The 18,617-nt window shown below is 35.9% G+C and carries 19 protein-coding genes and 1 pseudogene; 3 read left to right on the forward strand and 17 right to left on the reverse strand.

Annotated features, from left to right (window positions below; all coding sequences use genetic code 11):
* Positions 1-109 precede the first annotated feature (109 nt).
* The 13 genes and pseudogenes from paaZ to ACQ0RB_RS13250 all read right to left on the reverse strand — a co-directional run bounded on the left by paaZ (position 110) and on the right by ACQ0RB_RS13250 (position 12,534).
* Positions 110-2,647, reverse strand: a complete 2,538-nt coding sequence (gene paaZ, locus ACQ0RB_RS13190) for a phenylacetic acid degradation bifunctional protein PaaZ (RefSeq protein WP_430499004.1) — start codon at positions 2,645-2,647, stop codon at positions 110-112.
* Positions 2,648-2,881: 234 nt separating this feature from the next.
* The gene (gene pcaF, locus ACQ0RB_RS13195; RefSeq protein ID WP_278006168.1) at positions 2,882-4,090 is read right to left on the reverse strand and encodes a 3-oxoadipyl-CoA thiolase; all 1,209 of its coding nucleotides are present in this window, start codon (positions 4,088-4,090) and stop codon (positions 2,882-2,884) included.
* A 108-nt stretch (positions 4,091-4,198) separates the two neighbouring features.
* Positions 4,199-4,603, reverse strand: coding sequence for a PaaI family thioesterase (locus tag ACQ0RB_RS13200; RefSeq protein ID WP_343799342.1), 405 nt, complete (start codon positions 4,601-4,603; stop codon positions 4,199-4,201).
* Positions 4,603-5,757, reverse strand: a complete 1,155-nt coding sequence (locus tag ACQ0RB_RS13205; RefSeq protein WP_430499007.1) for a 3-hydroxyacyl-CoA dehydrogenase NAD-binding domain-containing protein — start codon at positions 5,755-5,757, stop codon at positions 4,603-4,605. Before ACQ0RB_RS13205 ends, ACQ0RB_RS13200 begins: the two co-directional genes overlap by 1 nt.
* Before the next feature lie 50 nt (positions 5,758-5,807).
* Positions 5,808-6,743: pseudogene (locus ACQ0RB_RS13210) on the reverse strand (pyridoxal-phosphate dependent enzyme).
* 39 nt (positions 6,744-6,782) lie between these two features.
* Complete coding sequence (locus ACQ0RB_RS13215; protein WP_430499009.1) at positions 6,783-7,562, reverse strand: enoyl-CoA hydratase-related protein; 780 nt, start codon at positions 7,560-7,562, stop codon at positions 6,783-6,785.
* A 47-nt stretch (positions 7,563-7,609) separates the two neighbouring features.
* A complete protein-coding gene (gene paaD / locus ACQ0RB_RS13220; protein WP_430499011.1) occupies positions 7,610-8,110 on the reverse strand; it encodes a 1,2-phenylacetyl-CoA epoxidase subunit PaaD in 501 nt (166 codons plus the stop codon).
* A 35-nt stretch (positions 8,111-8,145) separates the two neighbouring features.
* Positions 8,146-8,895 (reverse strand): 1,2-phenylacetyl-CoA epoxidase subunit PaaC, encoded by a 750-nt coding sequence (paaC, locus tag ACQ0RB_RS13225; RefSeq protein ID WP_430499012.1) that lies wholly within the window; start codon positions 8,893-8,895, stop codon positions 8,146-8,148.
* Between the two features lie 35 nt (positions 8,896-8,930).
* A complete protein-coding gene (locus ACQ0RB_RS13230) occupies positions 8,931-9,275 on the reverse strand; it encodes a four helix bundle protein (protein WP_430499014.1) in 345 nt (114 codons plus the stop codon).
* A 67-nt stretch (positions 9,276-9,342) separates the two neighbouring features.
* Positions 9,343-9,633 (reverse strand): 1,2-phenylacetyl-CoA epoxidase subunit PaaB, encoded by a 291-nt coding sequence (paaB, locus tag ACQ0RB_RS13235; RefSeq protein WP_076620128.1) that lies wholly within the window; start codon positions 9,631-9,633, stop codon positions 9,343-9,345.
* Between the two features lie 69 nt (positions 9,634-9,702).
* Positions 9,703-10,659 (reverse strand): 1,2-phenylacetyl-CoA epoxidase subunit PaaA, encoded by a 957-nt coding sequence (gene paaA, locus ACQ0RB_RS13240; protein ID WP_347402820.1) that lies wholly within the window; start codon positions 10,657-10,659, stop codon positions 9,703-9,705.
* A gap of 71 nt (positions 10,660-10,730) precedes the next feature.
* On the reverse strand, positions 10,731-11,804 hold the full coding sequence (locus ACQ0RB_RS13245) for a 2Fe-2S iron-sulfur cluster-binding protein (RefSeq protein ID WP_430499017.1): 1,074 nt from the start codon (positions 11,802-11,804) through the stop codon (positions 10,731-10,733).
* 151 nt (positions 11,805-11,955) lie between these two features.
* Positions 11,956-12,534, reverse strand: a complete 579-nt coding sequence (locus ACQ0RB_RS13250) for a TetR/AcrR family transcriptional regulator (protein ID WP_335977524.1) — start codon at positions 12,532-12,534, stop codon at positions 11,956-11,958.
* 47 nt (positions 12,535-12,581) lie between these two features.
* Here ACQ0RB_RS13250 and ACQ0RB_RS13255 point away from each other — a divergent pair, with 47 nt between their 5' ends.
* Positions 12,582-12,887 (forward strand): rhodanese-like domain-containing protein, encoded by a 306-nt coding sequence (locus tag ACQ0RB_RS13255; protein ID WP_131508951.1) that lies wholly within the window; start codon positions 12,582-12,584, stop codon positions 12,885-12,887.
* Here ACQ0RB_RS13255 and ACQ0RB_RS13260 read toward each other — a convergent pair.
* The 3 genes from ACQ0RB_RS13260 to gldB form a co-directional block, all read right to left on the reverse strand.
* A complete protein-coding gene (locus ACQ0RB_RS13260; protein ID WP_430499019.1) occupies positions 12,882-13,496 on the reverse strand; it encodes a DUF4230 domain-containing protein in 615 nt (204 codons plus the stop codon). The two genes, ACQ0RB_RS13255 and ACQ0RB_RS13260, sit on opposite strands and share 6 nt — an antisense overlap.
* Before the next feature lie 143 nt (positions 13,497-13,639).
* Entirely contained in the window at positions 13,640-13,975 is a 336-nt protein-coding gene (gene gldC / locus ACQ0RB_RS13265; RefSeq protein WP_134200941.1) for a gliding motility protein GldC, read from the reverse strand.
* Complete coding sequence (gene gldB / locus ACQ0RB_RS13270) at positions 13,975-14,934, reverse strand: gliding motility lipoprotein GldB (protein ID WP_430499021.1); 960 nt, start codon at positions 14,932-14,934, stop codon at positions 13,975-13,977. Before gldB ends, gldC begins: the two co-directional genes overlap by 1 nt.
* A gap of 92 nt (positions 14,935-15,026) precedes the next feature.
* Between gldB and nadE the strand changes: the two genes are divergently transcribed.
* Together nadE and ACQ0RB_RS13280 are read left to right on the forward strand one after the other, a co-directional pair.
* Positions 15,027-15,815, forward strand: coding sequence for an NAD(+) synthase (gene nadE / locus ACQ0RB_RS13275; protein WP_129761060.1), 789 nt, complete (start codon positions 15,027-15,029; stop codon positions 15,813-15,815).
* Positions 15,816-15,940: 125 nt separating this feature from the next.
* Positions 15,941-16,570 (forward strand): response regulator, encoded by a 630-nt coding sequence (locus ACQ0RB_RS13280; RefSeq protein WP_262733807.1) that lies wholly within the window; start codon positions 15,941-15,943, stop codon positions 16,568-16,570.
* On the opposite strand, the gene dnaG is transcribed toward ACQ0RB_RS13280, so the two are convergent.
* The gene (dnaG, locus tag ACQ0RB_RS13285; protein ID WP_430499030.1) at positions 16,567-18,537 is read right to left on the reverse strand and encodes a DNA primase; all 1,971 of its coding nucleotides are present in this window, start codon (positions 18,535-18,537) and stop codon (positions 16,567-16,569) included. The two genes, ACQ0RB_RS13280 and dnaG, sit on opposite strands and share 4 nt — an antisense overlap.
* Positions 18,538-18,617 lie beyond the last annotated feature (80 nt).

An 18,617-nucleotide genomic window follows, 5' to 3' on the forward strand; every position in this document is an offset into this window, starting at 1 on the left:
AAACATACGATGAATGTCGTATATTTTTTAAAACCTTATAAATAGGCATTATAAAACAAAAAGCGCCACCTTTCGGAAGCGCTCATATTTACAATATATTTTTAACCATCTACAACAAATCGAACTGCTCGAAATGATGGTTTAAATGTTTTCTTTCGAGCAAGTAAGATTCGTAACGATTCAACTCTCCAAACACTAAATTCTTCAATTTAGCATCTGGATTTTCCTTGAAAAACTCGATGTATTTTTTGCGTTGTTCCTTAAACTTCTCAATCGCTGTTTCTAAATCTTGATGCTTTAAATCGTCTAGCGTGTCTTTTTCTAACTGTGGAAATTGAGAGTTTTGTGGAAACTTTCTATAGTTATATAAGCTTGCGTGTACCTTGTCTAAAATCTTTTCTGGTGTGGCAATTTCAAAATCTTGAATTTCTCCAGACGCAATTTTATAAGTGTATTCTAAATGCTCAATCATATGTTGAGGCGTCATAATTCCCCATTTTGGTTTAGTATCTGCTTTTAACTTTGATAAGCATTCGTTGATTTTTTCTTCGGTCATTTCAACAAATGTTTCTTGCTTTTTCTGAACCATTGTTAAGATGGTAGCCACAGCGACCAATGGACTGTCTTTGTCTGTTTTTTGACTTTCTGGTCGGTTTTCAAAATTAGCATCAAACACCTCAACGTGCCATTTTACAATACCACTTGGATGCTCGGTTGATGACACATCTCTATCTACTTTTTCCTTACAGGTTAAACGCACATAAATGGTATCGTTGTGGTATAATGGTCTTAAAAATCGGATAGAATCCAAACCGTAATTTGCTGCTACAGGACCTTTATTAGGATACACAAACAAACCAGCTGCAGCCGAAATTATAAAATAACCGTGAGCTGTTCGTTTTTCAAAAATGCTTCCATCTAAAGAAGTAATATCTGTATGTGCGTAAAAATGGTCCCAAGTTAAATTGGCAAAATTCTGAATATCAGTATCCGTAAGTGTACGCTTATGCGTTTTTAAAGACATTCCTGGTTGAATATCTTCCCAATGGTACTTAAACGGATGGTCTTCAGCTTCCTTATATTTTGCATTTTGCTGATATATGCCAGTGATTTCGGTAATTGTTGATGGTGTCCCTTGAATGGCTGTTCGTTGCAAATAGTGTTTAATACCACGCATTCCACCCATTTCTTCACCACCACCAGCACGTCCTGGACCTCCGTGAACCAAGTAAGGTAACGGCGAACCGTGACCTGTACTTTGTTTTGCCATTTCGCGATTAATCACCAATATTCTTCCGTGATGACTTGCGGCATTTACAACATAATCAGTCGCGATATTATCATTATAAGTTGCAATAGAAGACACTAACGACCCTTTACCCATTTGCGCTAATTGCACAGCTTCGTCCATTGACTTGTATGGCATAATGGTACTTACTGGTCCAAACGCTTCGCGCTCGTGAACAACATTATTCTGGAAAGGATTATCAGTTCTAAATACCACTGGACTGATGAATGCACCTTTATTAGCATCCGCACCAATGGTTTCAATATTATTTAAATTGCCATAAACCATTTCAGCTTCTTTGCTAATATCTGCAATAGAACTTTTAACAGCTTCAACTTGCTGCTTACTTACCAATGCACCCATTCTCACTTCCTTAAGTCTTGGGTCTCCGATGGTAACTTTATCGAGTTCTTTTGCTAATGCAATTTGAACATCTTCAACTAAATTTTCAGGAACAATAATGCGTCGGATGGCTGTACATTTTTGTCCAGCTTTTACGGTCATTTCCTTTCGGACTTCCTTAACAAACAAATTGAATTCTGGTGTTCCAGGAACTGCATCTTCTCCTAAAATAGAAGCGTTAAGCGAATCGGCTTCCATAGTAAAAGGCACCGATTCTTCAATTAATCTTGGATGCGCTTTTAATAAGCGTCCTGTTGCTGCCGAACCTGTAAAGGTTACGACATCTTGAGACTCAACGGTATCTAAAACAGTTTTTACGGTTCCGTTTATGATTTGAAGTGCGCCTTCTGGTAAAATACCTGAATTGATAATTTCTCTCGCTACTGCTTCCGCCAAATAAGATGACGAAGGTGCTGGCAAAACCACTGCTGGCACACCTGCCATCCAGTTAACGGCACATTTTTCTAACATTCCCCAAACCGGAAAATTAAAAGCATTGATATGTACTGCAACACCTTTTTTTGGCACCATAATATGATGCGCCATAAAGCGTCCTCCACGAGATAAATCGATTGGGTCGCCTTCTACGTGAAACGGTTTGTTTGGAAACAATTTTCGTAATGATGCGTTGGCAAACAGATTACCAAAACCACCTTCAATATCTATCCAACTATCTACACGTGTTGCGCCAGTTCTGTAACTTAAATCGTAAAATTGTTCTTTGCGTTTTGTAAGGTAAAGTGCCAATTTTTTAAGCATATTACCTCGTTCTTGAAAGGTCATTTTACGAAGCACTTCGCCTCCTTTTGTGCGTCCGTAGTTAAGAACTTCAGGAATATCTAATCCTTCAACAGCCCAATTTGTGAAGTGTTCGCCTGTTATGGCGTCGTAAATTGGTGCTCCTTCTTCTTTTCCTGTGGTCCAGTTTCCGCAGATATAATGTTCTATTTTTTTCATCTTATTTTATATTTATGTTCATTTTGTCTTGAAACAAAACGAACCAAAAATTCAAGTTGAAATGAGGAATTTTTCAATCTTGTTTTACAGATTGAAAACCTCAAAATGAAATCTAAATTTTTTCCAAGGCTTCAAAAATTTTTAACGCTTTCATTTTGTTATTCTGCATTTCAACGAAACTCACCTGCTGTCTCTATTCTAAATTCTAACAGCGTAGCGGTCTACATTCTAATTTTAATTCACGTTTTCAATCACAGCTGCATAGCCTTGACCCACGCCAATACACATTGTTACCAATGCGTAGCGCTTGTTTTGCTCTTTGAGCTCTAAAGCCGCTGAATAGGCGATTCTGGTGCCTGTAACGCCAAGCGGATGGCCTATTGCGATAGAGCCTCCATTTGGGTTGATTCTTGGATCATTGTCCGCCAATCCCCAAGCTCTGGTACACGCCAATGCTTGCGCTGCAAAGGCTTCGTTGAGCTCTATGATGTCGATATCGTCCATTGTTAATCCAGCTTTTGCCAAAGCTTTGTTGGACGCCTCGACTGGACCGATGCCCATAATTCGAGGTTCTACACCTACGACAGCCGAACTCACGATGCGCGCTAAAGGCTTTAGATTGTATTTTTTTACAGCCTCTTCACTAGCGATAATGGTTGCAGCTGCTCCATCGTTTAATCCTGATGCATTTCCTGCGGTTACGCTTCCGCCTTCTTTTTTAAAGGCTGGTCGTAATTTGGCTAAAATCTCTTTTGACGTTGTTGGTTTTACAAACTCATCTTTTGCAAAAACGATTGGGTCTTTTTTGCGTTGAGGAATTTCGACAGGTAGAATTTCTTTTTCTAATCGCCCGTTTTCTTGTGCTTGTGATGCTTTCATCTGACTCCAGTATGCGAATGCATCTTGGTCTTCTCGTGAAATGTTATATTTCTCGACAAGATTTTCGGCTGTCATTCCCATTCCGTCTGTGCCATACATTTCGTGCATTTTCGGGTTTACAAACCTCCATCCGAATGTAGAATCGTACAGTTTTGAATCGCCTCCAAAAGCGCTTGATGGTTTTGCCATAACGTATGGTCCTCTTGTCATATTCTCAACACCTCCTGAAATGAACACATCGCCATCTCCTGCTTTTATCGCTCTGTTTGCGTGAATAATTGCTGACAAACCTGAACTACATAGTCTGTTTACGGTTTCTCCTGGAACTGTAAATGGTAATCCTGCTAAAAGTGATGCCATTCTAGCGACATTACGATTGTCTTCTCCTGCTTGGTTAGCACAACCCAAAATAACATCGTCGTATGCTTCTTTTGGGATGTTTGGGTTTCGTTTTACTATTTCTTTAATTACTAAAGCTGCTAAATCGTCTGTTCTCACAGCCGATAATGTGCCTTTATAATTTCCTATTGGTGTTCTTATGCCGTCTATTATGTATGCTTCCATATTATTTTGAAATTGAAGCCGAAATCGAAATTGAAGTCGAACTTCTTACTTTTTATTTTTCTCTATTCTTTTTAGATCCTGAATCAAGTTCAGGATGACAAGTCTTTTTTATTCCCAATCTTTTTGAGTGCGATAAACAACACCTTTAAAAAGTGCTACCAGTTCATCTCCTCGTTTTACTTCTACGATATTAAATCCGAGTCTGTTTTTTACGTTTTCTATCACAGATTCTGCCACTAAATAATCTCCTTCATTTAATGCTTCAATATGATTGATGCTGGTTTCTATGGATACAGCAAATTTTCCGTGTGTATTTGCCGCAAAACCAAAAGCGGTATCTGCCAATGCATAACTAATTCCACCGTGTGCTTTTCCCATACTATTAAGCATTTCCTTGCGAACTGTCATTGCCACGCGACAACGACCAATTTCGCATTCTAGGATTTCGATGCCTAACCAAGTGCTGAATGCATCTTGACTTAACATTTTATGTGGAATTTGCTCTCCTTGCATTAAAAGAATGTTTTATTTTCTTTATTCATTTTACGCAACAACGGACTGCAACGGTAACGATCTTCGTGATACTCATTGTACAATTCATCTAATTTTGTTACACACCAATCAATGCCTTTTTCATCTGCCCAGGCTAATAATCCTTTTGGATAGTTAACACCTTTGGTCATAGCGTTGTCTATATCTTCTGCTGATGCGATGTTTAGAAACAAAGCGTCTGCTGCTTCATTAATGAGCATTACTAGAACACGGTCAAAAATGGTTTGAGCTAATTCGCTATCTTCTTTTGGTTCTTGTTTTTCAGCTCCTTCAGAATAATCATAGTAACCTTTTCCTGTTTTTCTTCCTAAATAGCCTGCTTCACTTAAACGCTTTTGTGTGAAACTTGGTTTGTACCTTGGGTCGAAATAAAAGGCTGTAAATACGGTTTCGGTTACGGTGTAATTGACATCATTACCTATAAAATCCATTAACTCGAATGGTCCCATCCTAAAGCCACCAAGCGATTTCAAACTATAATCGATAGTAGCAAAATCGGCAATACCTTCTTCGTAAATTCTTAAGGCTTCGCCGTAAAATGGTCGTGCCACGCGATTCACTATGAAACCAGGAGTATCTTTGGCAACAGCTACTGTTTTCTTCCAACTTTTTATGATTTCAACAGACTTATCTAAAACTTCTTTTGAGGTTTGTACTGCTGGAATGACCTCAACCAACTTCATTAATGGTGCTGGATTGAAAAAATGAATTCCGATGCAACGTCCTGGTTTTTGTAACGATGATGCTATTGAAGCTATTGATAAACTAGATGTGTTAGAAGCGATAATGCAATCCTCCGAAACATAGCTTTCCAATTCTGAAAAGACTTTCTTCTTGATATCAATATTTTCTACGATAGCTTCAATCGTTAGATTTGAATCTGCTAATGCTTTTAGACTATCGACATACGTGATATTTGACTGAATTCTATTTTTTTCTTCAGCATCTATTCGACCTTTTTCGATGAGTCTACTTAATATTTTTTCAAGACTCACTTTAGCTTTGTCTAAAGCCGTTTGGTTGGTATCGTATAATTTTACGGAACAACCAGCTGTGGCCGCTACTTGAGCGATGCCGCCTCCCATTGTTCCTGAACCGATGATTCCTATGTTCATATTTGTTTGTTTTGATGAGACCCTTCGACTGCGCTCAGGGTGACATTCAATTAAAAAGGTAGATTTTTTAAGTCCACATTTCCGCCAGAAATGATGATTCCGACGTTCTTATTTTTAAATTCTTCTTTATTCTTTAAAACAGCAGCAAAAGCTACTGCGCTTGATGGCTCTACAACTATTTTCATTCGTTCCCAAATGAGTTAAATTGCCTCTTTAATTTCATATTCTTCAACTCTGATAATTTTATCAACCAAAGCTTTAATGATTGGAAAATTACGATCGCCTAAATAGGTTTTTAGGCCATCTGCAATGGTATTTGTGCTTTCGTTTTTTTCAACCTTACCTGATTTTAAAGAACGATACGCATCATCGACTTCCATTGGTTCTGCACCCATAATTTTACAATTCGAAGCAAACTGATTAACAGCCAAAGCTGTGCCTGCCAACAGTCCACCACCACCAACTGGTGTGACAATTACATCAATATTAGGCTGCTCTTCTAACAACTCCATTGCTGCTGTTGCATTACCAAAAATAATCTCATCTTGATTAGATGGATGCAAAAATGACGCTTGGGTTTCTTCCTGAATTTTAATAGCTGTGAATTCTCTAGCTTCAGTTGTAGATTCACATTCTATAATTTCGCCAGCATAGGTTTTAACACCATTCTTTTTAGCTTGTGGCGCATTTTCTGGCATAACAATATATGCCTTAACACCAATTTTCTTAGCTGCTAATGAAACAGCTTGAGCAAAATTCCCTGAAGAATGTGTAACAACACCGTTTTGTCTTTCTTCATCGGAAAGCGATAAAATAGCATTTGCTGCACCTCTCATTTTAAAGGCTCCCATTTTCTGAAAGTTTTCGCATTTAAAAAACACATTACAGCCTGCTATTTTATCTAATAATTGTGATGTTAACACAGGTGTTTTGTGAATAAATGGTTTTATTCTTTCGTGGGTTTGTATGAGAAGTTCTTTGTTCATTCAAAAAAAGATTCCTGCCTTCGCAGGAATGACAAAACTTTACTTTCCTTTAAAAATTGGTTTACGTTTTTCTACAAAAGCTGAAACTCCTTCGCTATAATCCTCGGTTTGGGCTGCTTCTATTTGTAATTTTGATTCTAACGCTAACTGCTCCTCTAAATTATTGGTTAAAGATTGATTAAAGGCTTCCTTGATTTTCCCTAAAGCTAATGTTGGCATATTAGCGAGTTTTAAGGCTAATTTATTTACTTCCTCTTCAAAACTTTCTAATGGCAACACCTTGTAAATCATTCCCATTTTTTCTGCTTCATCGGCAGACACTTTATCTCCTAACATCGCTAATGCAGATGCTTTTTGAAAACCTATTAAGCGAGGTAAAAAGAAAGTTCCAGCACTGTCTGGTATTAAACCTATTAAACTAAACGCTTGAATGAAACTGACTTTTTCGTGAGCCACAACGATATCACAAGCCAATGCAATGTTAGCTCCTGCACCAGCTGCCACACCATTTATCGCACCAATGATTGGTTTTTTAATGTTTCTAATTCTAGTGATGATTGGGTTGTAATGCTCTTCTAGAATTTTCTTGAATCCTGGATTTAGTTCCGGACTTGTAACTTCTTTTAAGTCTTGACCTGCACAAAACGCTTTTCCGTTTCCTGTTAAAACAATTGCTCTTACTTCTGGATTGCTTTCGCAGTCATCTAAAACTGATTGAAGTTTTAATGCCATTTCACGGTTGAAGCTGTTAAAAACTTCTGGTCGGTTTAGTGTGATGTAGGCTATGTTGTTTTCTATTTTAAGCTGAATGCTTTCCATATTTTTTTCTTTTATTTTGGATTCCGCATCAAGTGCGGAATGACAAATCACTTCAAACATTTAAAATAATCAAATGGTTCTTGGCAATCGTTGCACTTAAATTGTGCTTTGCAGGCTGTAGAACCAAATTGACTTATCATTTTTGTATTTGTGCTTTCGCATTGCGGACACTTCACTAACTTTTTTCCTTCTAACAACACCGATTTATCAGACTCAGCATCTAATGGTGCTGCGATACCGTAATCTTCGAGAGCTTTTCTTCCTCTTGGTGTAATCCAATCGGTTGTCCAAGCTGGATGCAAAATCAAATCTACTTCAGCTTTATAACCTGCTTTTTGCATTGCGCGTTTGATATCGTCTCCGATAACATCCATTGCAGGACAGCCACTGTAAGTTGGTGTGATTTCGATTTTTACAATATCATTTTCGATAACAGCAGAACGCACAACACCCATATCCATAATGGATAACACTGGGATTTCTGGGTCTGAAATAGACTCCAGAACCTTTACCAGTTTTGGATTGATATGTTGCTCTGTTGTTGTCATATTTTAAAAGAGATTCCTGCCTTCGCAGGAATTTGTTACCATTCCATATTTGGATAGGTGCGTTGCATATATTGTAAATCGGCTAGCAAGTAACCCATATGTTCGGTATGAATGCCTTGCTTTCCGCCTTTTTGAAAATATTTGCTTTCTGGAACGCTTAACGTTGCTTCTTCTAAAACTGCATTTACTTCTTCGTAATAAGCATCTTTTAATTTAGTAACATCTACTCCAACGCCTTCAGCAACCATAACTTTATCAGCTTCGGTTTGATGAAATAATTCATCGGTATACGTCCATAAATCATTTATTGCTGTTTGAATACGACTATGGCTTTCTTCCGTTCCGTCTCCTAATCGCTTGATCCAATCGGATGAGAAACGCTTGTGGTAACTCCCTTCTTTGATAGATTTTTTTGCAATTGCAGACAGATTTAAATCGGTACTTTTTTCTAATTCGGTTAGCATTAAAAAATGATATACATCGAATAAGAATTGTCTTGCCATTGTGTACCCGAAATCGGTATTTGGCTGTTCTACCAATAAAACATTGAAGTATTCGCGTTCTTTACGAAGCATCGCGATATCATCTTCTGTTCTGCCGTCTCCAGCAATCTTCGCTGCATATTGATAATAACTACGTACTTGCCCTAATAAATCTAACGACATATTGGTGCACGCGATATCTGTTTCTAAACTTGGTCCGTGACCGCAAAGCTCTCCTAATCTCTGACCGAGAATTAGGCTGTTGTCTGCGATACCTAGGATGTAGTTGTATAGGTTTTTCATACAAAATCGAAACTGAAATCGAAATTGAAATCGATTTAGCTATATTTTTTTATTAGTGTTACTACTATTCTAATGAGCTCATCATTTTCTCTTACAATTTGCTCAACATTATCTCTAATTAACAAATCAGATTTTAATTGAATGTTAATGTTACGCTGTGATTCTCTTAACTCTTTAAGTGTTAACCTAAGTTTATTGACCTTATCCTTATTTGTACCTGCTCCCTCAAACTCTCCAAAATTAAGCGCAGAAGAACAGGCTGACCGAATAAGTTGCTTAGCTAGATAATCGCCTGCATATGAAATAGGTTTATTACTGAAAACTAAAACTATTGAAGCTGCAAAATTTTCGAATCGACTATCTAAATTGTAGTTACTCATAAAATCTATACTATTTATGTTTTTCTAATTCTTCGAATTTGGCTTCAACTTCATTTTCGTTTTCATCCTACATATGTTTTACATCGTCTGGTAAATCATAAAATGTTGGATGACGATACACCTTGTCTTGTGCTGGTTCAAATAATTCGCCATTATGCTCTGGGTTTGATGCTGTAATATGCTTACTTTCTACAACCCAAATACTTACGCCTTCGTTACGTCTTGTGTAAACGTCCCTTGCATTTTCTAAAGCCATTTCTGCATCTGCTGCGTGAAGACTTCCGAAATGACGATGTTCTAATCCGTTTTTACTTCTTACGAAAACCTCCCAAAGTGGCCAGTTCTTTTTATTAGACATTAGATATTAGATATTAGATGTTAGACCTTATCAGAGTACTTTTCTCATTTCTCGAGTCTAACCTTCTGATTATACTACTTGTTTGTTTTTTCTTTCTTGTTGTTTTTCTGCGTGAGCCATTGCTGCGTCTCTAACCCATTCGCCACGTTCCCAAGCACCAACTCTTGCTTTCATTCTTGCTTTGTTCATTGGTCCGTGACCTTTTACAACTTGCCAGAATTCTTCCCAATCAATTTCTCCGAAATCATAACTCTGACGCTCTTCATTCCATTTTAAATCTGGGTCTGGAATTGTTAATCCTAAAATATCAGCTTGTGGCACGGTTTGATCAATAAACTGCTGACGTAACTCGTCATTGGTTTTTCTCTTCAATTTCCATTTCATTGATTGTTCGGTATGAACTGACATATCATCAGTTGGACCTAACATCATTAAACTTGGCCACCACCAACGGTTAAGTGCATCTTGCGCCATTTCTTTTTGTTCTGGTGTTCCATTACAAAGCTTTAGCATAATTTCGTAACCTTGACGCTGGTGAAAACTTTCTTCTTTACACACGCGTACCATTGCTCTTGCATAAGGTCCGAAAGAGGTGCTGCAAAGTGGCACTTGATTGATAATGGCTGCACCATCTACCAACCAACCGATAGCTCCCATATCTGCCCAAGTTACTGTTGGGTAATTGAATATGGAAGAATATTTTGCTTTACCCGAATGCAATTGCTCATATAACTCGTCTCGCGAGATTCCTAATGTTTCGCAAGCACTATATAGGTATAATCCGTGACCTGCTTCGTCTTGCACTTTTGCCAATAAGGCTACTTTACGACGTAAGGATGGTGCACGAGTAATCCAGTTACCTTCTGGTAACATTCCTACAATTTCGGAATGTGCGTGCTGACTGATTTGCCTAATATGCGTTTGACGATATTTTTCTGGCATCCAGTCTTTCGGTTCAATTTTTTCGTCGCGAGCGATACGCGCTTCAAATTGCTCTTCCAGGTTTTTTATTTGTTCTTCACTCATAATTTAGTATTTAGTGAATAGTTTTTAATGTTTAGTGGATTCCGCATCAAGTGCGGAATGACAAATTCTATTTACACGTCGAAATCGACCACCACTTTTTTAGTAGTTGGAACAGCTTGACAGCTTAACACATAGTTTTGTGCGACTTCATCTTCTTCTAGTGCGTAGTTGATTTTCATTTCAACTTCGCCTTCCATTACTTGGCACTTACAGGTACTGCAAACGCCTCCTTTGCAAGCAAATGGCAAATCTGCTCCAGCTGTTAGTGCTCCATCTAAAATATTATCATCGTCTTGCTGCATTGTGAAACGGAATTCTTTTCCGCCATCAATAATAACAACTTCGACACCATCAATTTTTTGTTCTGATAAACGCTCAACACGTTTTTTATCTTCTTCGGTTAGGCCTTTCACAAATAATTCGAAATGAATTAAATCTTTTGGTAAACCGGCTTCAGCCAGATAATTACTCACGTAATTGACCATATCTTCTGGTCCGCATAAAAACACTTCGCTTGTATCTGGAATATCAATAAATGTTTTGGTGAGCACTTTCATTTTTTCATCATCAAAACGACCATTGAACAACTCAATATCTCGCTTTTCTTTGGTTAGGAAATAATAGATTTCCAAACGACCGAAATAGGTATTTCTTAATTGCTCTAACTCTTCCTTAAAGATAATGGATTTTGCTGTTCTGTTGACATAAAACAACTTACAAGTTGAGTTCGGCTCTGCTGCCAAATGCGCTTTAATCATTGAAAGAATTGGCGTAACACCACTTCCTGCTGCAAAAAACAAGTAGTTTTTAGCATTGTCTGCATTACAATCTACGCCAAATGTTCCGCTAGGTGCCATAACATCTAGCTCGTCTCCTGCTTTTAATGTACTATTGACAAAGGTTGAGAATTTTCCTCCTGGAATTTCTTTGACTGCCACTTTCCACTCGTTATCAAACGGACTAGAACATAGCGAATATGAGCGACGTACATCTTCGCCATTAATTAATGCCTTAAGCGTTAAATGTTGCCCTTGCGAGAATTTAAATTCGTCTTGTAACACTTCAGGAATATCAAAAGTTACAACTGATGTATCTTTTGTTTCCTTGTAAATATCTTTTATTCTTAATTTATGAAAATCTGCCATAAGCCCCTTCTGTCCTTCGGACATCTTCCCCAAAAGGGAAGAATTTATTTTATCTTTAATTAAGGTCTGTTTTACACAATCACCCGAAAACGATTTCGAGTCCTGATCTTAAAACTAACACTTGTTAGTTTACTTGACAAATTTACAAAAATTAATCGATTTTTTTGTTAATACCATTAATTAACACTTCGCTTAATTGTTGAGACAACTCTTCAGGGTTTAAGTCTTCTTTTTTAGGAATCCAGAGATATAAAGAGCGTAAGGTTGATAAAATTGAAAAGAGCATCACTTCAATATTACCATTTATGATCTCGTTATTTTTAACACCTTGTTGAAGAACATTTCTAAACTCATCTTCATAATTAGAACGTAGTTGCAAGTAATACTCCAACTTTTCTTCAAGATGCATCCAATCGTTATTAAGAGAAGCCATACCATAAGTGTTTTTAGACGTTATATTGACATGTAATTCTACAACATCTTTTAGCTTATCTATATTTGATTTATTTGATTTTTGAATTTCCTGCAATCCAGAAGTAAACTCTTCGGCTAAAGAAATTATAATCTCCTTAAGAATTTCTTGTTTAGAGTTTATATGGTTGTAAAGACTCGCTGCTTTCATGCCCATTTCTGTAGCCAAATCTCGCATAGTAACAGCGCTGTATCCTTTTTCTTTAAATAGTTTAGCTGCAGTTTTTATGATTTCGTCTTTACGAGTTTCGTTTTTCAATTTCAAAAGTTAATATTTAACCGTAAATTTATACAAAAAGAAAAACTATGGGATTTTTGGATTTTATTTTTGGCGCAAAAAAAAGACAAGTTGACTTTTACATGAAGAATGGTGCCGAAATACTAGACGTGAGAACGCAACGTGAATGGGACAATGGTCATATTGAAGGCTCCAGACACATACCTTTAGACGACTTAAAAAATCATGTTGACGAATTAAAAGCATTAAACAAACCTCTTGTTGTTTGTTGCGAAAGTGGAGTTCGTTCTGCTAAGGCAGCAAAATTTTTAAACCTCAATAACATTGACGCTACAAATGGAGGTGGTTGGGTTTCTTTGAAAAGCAAGCTATAATTTAAGATTATTGAAGACTTCTAAACTTTCAATTGGCGTTTGATTGTACTCTAAAGTCCAACCTAAAGAGTTAGTTAAGATATAAAACTTTGAAAGTTCACTGAGCAATCTGTTTTGTGCATTAGATTTTAAATCGGAAGCTTCAATTTTCTTCATTAATTGCTGCTTAACCGTTTTTTTGATTTCGTTATAGTCTTTTGCTTCAAATGGATTAAGGTAATCAGCTTGTATATCGTAGTATTCGAAATCTGGGTTAATTTTTATTTCTTCTTTTGGGATAGTTAATATTTGAAGTGTTTTTGAAGTTTCGTCAATATTATATTCAATTTTAGACAAATCGTAAGCTATAGTTACATCAGCATTTACAACTACCAAAGCTTTTTTTTCAACCTCAATTAAATCGCCAAACATACGCTTGGAATTTTCATATGAGAAGACTTCGCTAAAATGACCTTCGGTCACCACCAGTTTACTGACGTTTTTTAACTGCTCTTGTATTAAAGCTGAATTTTCCTTTAGGATTATTTGCGCTTCTTTTTTATCACCACAATACTTAAAGGTAAAAAGAACAATAAGCGTGATTATGACTCCAAATAAAATTTTTCTCATACCTCTAAAATACAAAAAAGCACTGGTTGCTTCGACATTGAAGCCTAACCAATGCTTTAAATACCTTAATAGATTAATAGCATTACAAACATAACTATTAACTTATTTTCTTAAGTTATAAAAAGATTAAAGTAGTATTAAATTTACTTTTTAAGTTCTAATTTTTCAGCAAAATAATCACAAAAATCTTTCATTGTAGCTGTCATTTTTTCGTCTTGAGTTGCTCTGTTAAAAGTATCACTCATAGCAACTAAGGTTTGATGAAAAAAGACTTTCATCTCATCAACAGGCATGTCTTTTGTCCATAAATCAATTCTTAGTGTTTCTTGAGCTTTACTATCCCAAACCGATAGCAACATTGCTTTTGCCTCTTCGTTTTCAACACCTCCATCCTTAGCAGTCCATCGTAGCGTTTCTGGAATGTGATTTTCGTCTAATTCAACACTTAACTCTATAGTTGATTTTTTATTTTCACTCATTATCTGTTCGGTTTATATTTTGCGTTATTAAAAATTTCAACTGCATCTTTTTGCAGCATATCCATGAAGTCATCGTCATTATTCTCCATGTAGGATTTTACAATTTGCCAACCTATAAATTGCCCTAATTTACCAGGAGATTCCGTATCTAGTTCTAGATAAAACTTTGTAAAAGGCGCTGGAGCAGTAAATCTTGCAGGCAAGCTAGAATCGGTATTATACAATAATTCCTTTGAAATAAAATACCTCCAAATTTGGTCTTCATTAGAAATTGCCCACTCTAGCTGCTCTTGGGTGTAACCAATTTTTTCAGCATCAGTTTTAAACGGAATTATCTTATCCATAAAATACAATGTCTTACCAAAATAAATCATTTCGTCTAGTAAGGTTTTTCTTTGTGATTGATAAATATACCTTTCAGCATAAGCAGCAGCCAAATCTGGTGTGATTTGAGAGGGCTTCATGTTTTCTGAAATGTATTTTGGAATTCCACCATAAAATTCGTGGTCAGCACCCAAATAAGTATCAAGAGCCACCAGAGCGATTGTGTCAGTTACATACACTTTGTCTCTATACCTTACATAATCAGAAAAAGTTACCACTCTTGGCGCTGAAAATGTTTTGTCGTAATACTTTAAATGCTGAAATAGCTTTTTGATTTCGTGTTCCTGAGGCGCAAAATTATTGAACACTTTATCAATCTCAACAAACAACTGCTGTTGTAAAGTATCAGACATTCTATGTGTTAAGACTGAATCGTTTTCGGTTTTTGAAAACATAAACGGGAAAGCCGCTTTTAACTTAGGTAAGTCTTCGGGTTTTGAACTAGCAAACGCTTTATCAAATCGCTCTACAACAACATCAATATCTATAGCAGCAATTTCTTTTTTAACTTTGCTTTCATCTGCACATGAAAACACTAATGCAAAACCCACAAAAAGTAAAATCAATTTCTTCATAAAAACTTAAACCTTGTTTATTTTTATTACTAATGCGATTAGTTTATTTTTGTTTGCAAAGGTACTATTCTTAGAATTAAATCGTATACAAAATGCAAACAGAAAAAGTTGTCACTCACATTGTAAATTGGTTAAAGGATTATGCAACAAACGCAAAAGTAAATGGATTTGTTGTAGGTGTTTCTGGCGGAATTGATTCTGCAGTAACTTCTACGCTATGCGCAAAAACAGGATTAGATGTTTTGTGTATAGAAATGCCTATTCACCAAGCGCAAAGCCATGTAACTCGCGCACAAGAACACATAGCACAACTAAAACAACGTTTTTCTAATGTAAAAGACACCAGAGTAGATCTTACTCCTGTATTTGAAGAGTTTAAGACCGAAGTTTCTCTTGAAGGCAAACAAGCTACAGTTGACATGGCATTAGCAAACACCAGAGCTCGTTTAAGAATGACTACTTTATATTACCATGCTGGACTTTTAGGACTTTTGGTAGCAGGAACTGGAAATAAAGTTGAAGATTTTGGTGTTGGCTTTTACACTAAGTATGGTGATGGAGGTGTTGATTTAAGCCCAATTGCTGATTTAATGAAATCGGAAGTTTATAAACTAGGGGAATTATTACAAGTACCTGAATCTATAATGAATGCAGCTCCTAGCGACGGACTTTTTGGTGATGCTAGAAGTGATGAAGATCAAATAGGAGCTTCTTATCCAGAACTAGAGTGGGCAATGCAAATGAAAGACGAAGGAAAAACAATTGCTGATTTTGAAGGTCGTGAGCAAAAAGTATTTGAAATATTTATGAGATTTAACTCTTCGAATATGCATAAAATGACACCGATTCCTGTTTGCGAAATTCCTAAAAATTTAAAATAATTTTTAATGATTTAACTCTAAAAATGTTAAAGTTGTTAATTTTTTCCTTATTTTTATATCATAAATCTCCCCTTATAGAGCTTAACCATCTTTAGTTCTAACACGAATTTATAATTCAACTCATTATGATAAAGGTATTAGTTGTAGACAATCATCCTATTATTAGAACTGGCTTAAAATTACTTTTTGAGCACAGTCATGAGATTGATGTTATTGGTGGTGTTGGAAGTGGAATCGAGATTTTTGAATTTGTAAGACGCTATCCTGTTGACGTTATTATTTCAGAAATTGACCTTCCTGAGCTTAATGGTATAACTGCGTTACGCGCCATAAAAAAAGAGCATCAAAACCTTAAGGTAATAATGTACAGTCATCATCCTGAAGAAATTTACGCTATAAGCGTACTTAAAGCAGGCGCATCGGCTTATGTATCTAAAACAGTAGATACTGACACTCTTAAAGAAGCCATTATTAAAGTTCACCAAGGCGATATTTATCTTAGCAATAACATGTCTAAACATCTTACATTTGATGAGGCAAAAAAAACTACAAGTAGGCTCTATAAACGTTTATCTACAAGAGAAGTGGAAGTTTTAAAATTATTATCATCAGGTAAAAAGAATAAGGAAATTGCAATGGAGCTTGATATTAACGAAAAAACTGTTAGCACATACAAAGCTCGTCTTTTTAAAAAATTGAAAGTCACCAATCTTGTAGACCTGATTCATCAGGCAAAACATTTAGAGCTTACTTAAATTTTACCACCTACTACTTTACCAAGTTTTCTGGATAGTAGCATTTTTAACCCTAAATAATCTCTAACATCTTCTAGTACACCTTTTACATTGACATCTTCTCGCAATGTATCGTTTTTATATTCAGCTACTTTTTTATCAATTAAATAACAACGTAAACTCAAAATGGTTTGACTGACCAATTGCGCAATAGTTTCATTTTTGTCTTTAGGTACAATATGGTTTCTTTCCCAATCATGAAGATTGTAACGCTCGTCGTTCATTAAAATAGTTGTGACTTCACTAGCCATATCCTGACTAAGTTTACTCACAAAATCGCGTGTTGAAAAGTCTTGGTTTTGATGTAAATTATCAATTAAAGTATAGTACAGACTTTTAAAGTTTGGGTTAGTAAACTGCATTTCGTCTTCCTGCAAATCGAGGTAAATTTTCTCAAATACTTTACTAGTATTAATTACAGGTTCTAGCTTTAACTCATTGGTATTTTCATCTTCCTTTAATACCAAATCTTCAAAATCTTCGGTTTCATTACCATACAAAAGTAGAATTTCAATAATCTTACGTTCTAGCTCATATTGAATATCAATTTTTTGTTTGGGTTGTTCTTGTCTTACAACCTCAAAAGCTTTTTGTTCCTTTTTAAAATCTTTATTGGCTTGCTGATGTTCTTTTTTACTTATTTGCGCCAAAGTACTAAACAGTACATTTTCGCTAATATCCATAATTCTTGAACACTCCTGAACATAAACTTCTCGCTTAATACTATCAGGAATTTTAGAAATACTATTTACAATATCTCTAATGGTTTCAGCTTTTTTTATTGGATCATTTTTAGCTTCTTCAACTAAAATAGAGGCTTTAAACTGAATGAAGTCTTTAGCGTTTTCATTTAAAAAGATGTTGAGCTCTTCATAAGTATTTTGCTTTGCAAAACTATCAGGATCTTCACCATTAGGAAATGTGCAAACCCTTACATTCATTCCTTGTTCAAGGATTAAATCGATACCTCGAAGCGATGCTCTTACACCTGCTGCATCACCATCAAAAAGCACAGTTATGTTTTTGGTTAATCGGTTTATAAGCCTTATTTGCTCTGGTGTTAACGCAGTACCAGAAGAAGCCACTACATTTTTTATTCCTGTTTGGTGAAATTGAATAACATCAGTGTAACCTTCAACCAAAAAGCAATTATCTTCTTTAGCAATACTTTGTTTTGCATGATACAAACCATACAACACTTTACTCTTATGATATATGGTACTCTCTGGCGAGTTTAGGTATTTTGCAGCTTTTTTATCGTTAGTTAGTATTCTACCTCCAAACCCTAAAACACGACCACTCATGCTATGTATAGGAAACATCACACGACCTTTAAAACGGTCAAAAGTTTTATTGTCCTTTACAATGGTAAGTCCTGTTTTTTCGAGGAATTCCATTTGATAGCCTTTTTTTACAGCCTCATCAGTAAAGGCTTGCCACTCATCTGGTGAGTATCCTAATTGAAACTTTTTAATGGTTTCGTTGGTAAATCCACGTTCTTTAAAATAGCTTAATCCAATGGCTTGACCTTGGTCTGTTTTAAACATGACTTTTTGAAAATAGTCATTTGCAAACTCGCTAACCAAATACATGCTTTCACGTTCGTTGGCTTCTTCTTTTTGCTCATTGGTTTGTTCGGTTTCTTCAACGTCAATATTATACTTTTTTGCTAAGTATTTTATAGCCTCAGGATAAGTGAAATGCTCGTGCTCCATCAAAAACGTTACCACATTACCACCTTTACCACTACTAAAATCTTTCCAGATCTGTTTTACAGGTGACACCATAAAGCTAGGTGTACGCTCGTCACTAAAAGGACTCAACCCTTTAAAGTTAGTGCCTGATTTTTTTAAGGTTACAAAATCACCAATAACCTCCTCTACACGAGCGGTTTCAAAGACATGTTCTATGGTAGATTTTGATATCAACGTTGAAAAAAATTTGCAGACTGTAAATGTACTATAAAACTCCTTGTCTAAAAAATTTAAGCTGAGAGTAAAAACTTGAC

Source organism: Gaetbulibacter sp. PBL-D1, from assembly GCF_050509525.1.
GTDB classification, from domain to species: domain Bacteria; phylum Bacteroidota; class Bacteroidia; order Flavobacteriales; family Flavobacteriaceae; genus Gaetbulibacter_B; species Gaetbulibacter_B jejuensis.

What these genes read in the sequence shown, in the direction of transcription:
- paaZ (WP_430499004.1), bottom strand. Translation starts at nt 2,647, where the DNA reads ATGAAAAAAATAGAACATTATATCTGCGGAAACTGGACCACAGGAAAA.
- pcaF (WP_278006168.1), bottom strand. Translation starts at nt 4,090, where the DNA reads ATGGAAGCATACATAATAGACGGCATAAGAACACCAATAGGAAATTAT.
- ACQ0RB_RS13200 (WP_343799342.1), bottom strand. Translation starts at nt 4,603, where the DNA reads ATGCAAGGAGAGCAAATTCCACATAAAATGTTAAGTCAAGATGCATTC.
- ACQ0RB_RS13205 (WP_430499007.1), bottom strand. Translation starts at nt 5,757, where the DNA reads ATGAACATAGGAATCATCGGTTCAGGAACAATGGGAGGCGGCATCGCT.
- ACQ0RB_RS13215 (WP_430499009.1), bottom strand. Translation starts at nt 7,562, where the DNA reads ATGGAAAGCATTCAGCTTAAAATAGAAAACAACATAGCCTACATCACA.
- paaD (WP_430499011.1), bottom strand. Translation starts at nt 8,110, where the DNA reads ATGACAACAACAGAGCAACATATCAATCCAAAACTGGTAAAGGTTCTG.
- paaC (WP_430499012.1), bottom strand. Translation starts at nt 8,895, where the DNA reads ATGAAAAACCTATACAACTACATCCTAGGTATCGCAGACAACAGCCTA.
- ACQ0RB_RS13230 (WP_430499014.1), bottom strand. Translation starts at nt 9,275, where the DNA reads ATGAGTAACTACAATTTAGATAGTCGATTCGAAAATTTTGCAGCTTCA.
- paaB (WP_076620128.1), bottom strand. Translation starts at nt 9,633, where the DNA reads ATGTCTAATAAAAAGAACTGGCCACTTTGGGAGGTTTTCGTAAGAAGT.
- paaA (WP_347402820.1), bottom strand. Translation starts at nt 10,659, where the DNA reads ATGAGTGAAGAACAAATAAAAAACCTGGAAGAGCAATTTGAAGCGCGT.
- ACQ0RB_RS13245 (WP_430499017.1), bottom strand. Translation starts at nt 11,804, where the DNA reads ATGGCAGATTTTCATAAATTAAGAATAAAAGATATTTACAAGGAAACA.
- ACQ0RB_RS13255 (WP_131508951.1), top strand. Translation starts at nt 12,582, where the DNA reads ATGGGATTTTTGGATTTTATTTTTGGCGCAAAAAAAAGACAAGTTGAC.
- ACQ0RB_RS13260 (WP_430499019.1), bottom strand. Translation starts at nt 13,496, where the DNA reads ATGAGAAAAATTTTATTTGGAGTCATAATCACGCTTATTGTTCTTTTT.
- gldC (WP_134200941.1), bottom strand. Translation starts at nt 13,975, where the DNA reads ATGAGTGAAAATAAAAAATCAACTATAGAGTTAAGTGTTGAATTAGAC.
- gldB (WP_430499021.1), bottom strand. Translation starts at nt 14,934, where the DNA reads ATGAAGAAATTGATTTTACTTTTTGTGGGTTTTGCATTAGTGTTTTCA.
- nadE (WP_129761060.1), top strand. Translation starts at nt 15,027, where the DNA reads ATGCAAACAGAAAAAGTTGTCACTCACATTGTAAATTGGTTAAAGGAT.
- ACQ0RB_RS13280 (WP_262733807.1), top strand. Translation starts at nt 15,941, where the DNA reads ATGATAAAGGTATTAGTTGTAGACAATCATCCTATTATTAGAACTGGC.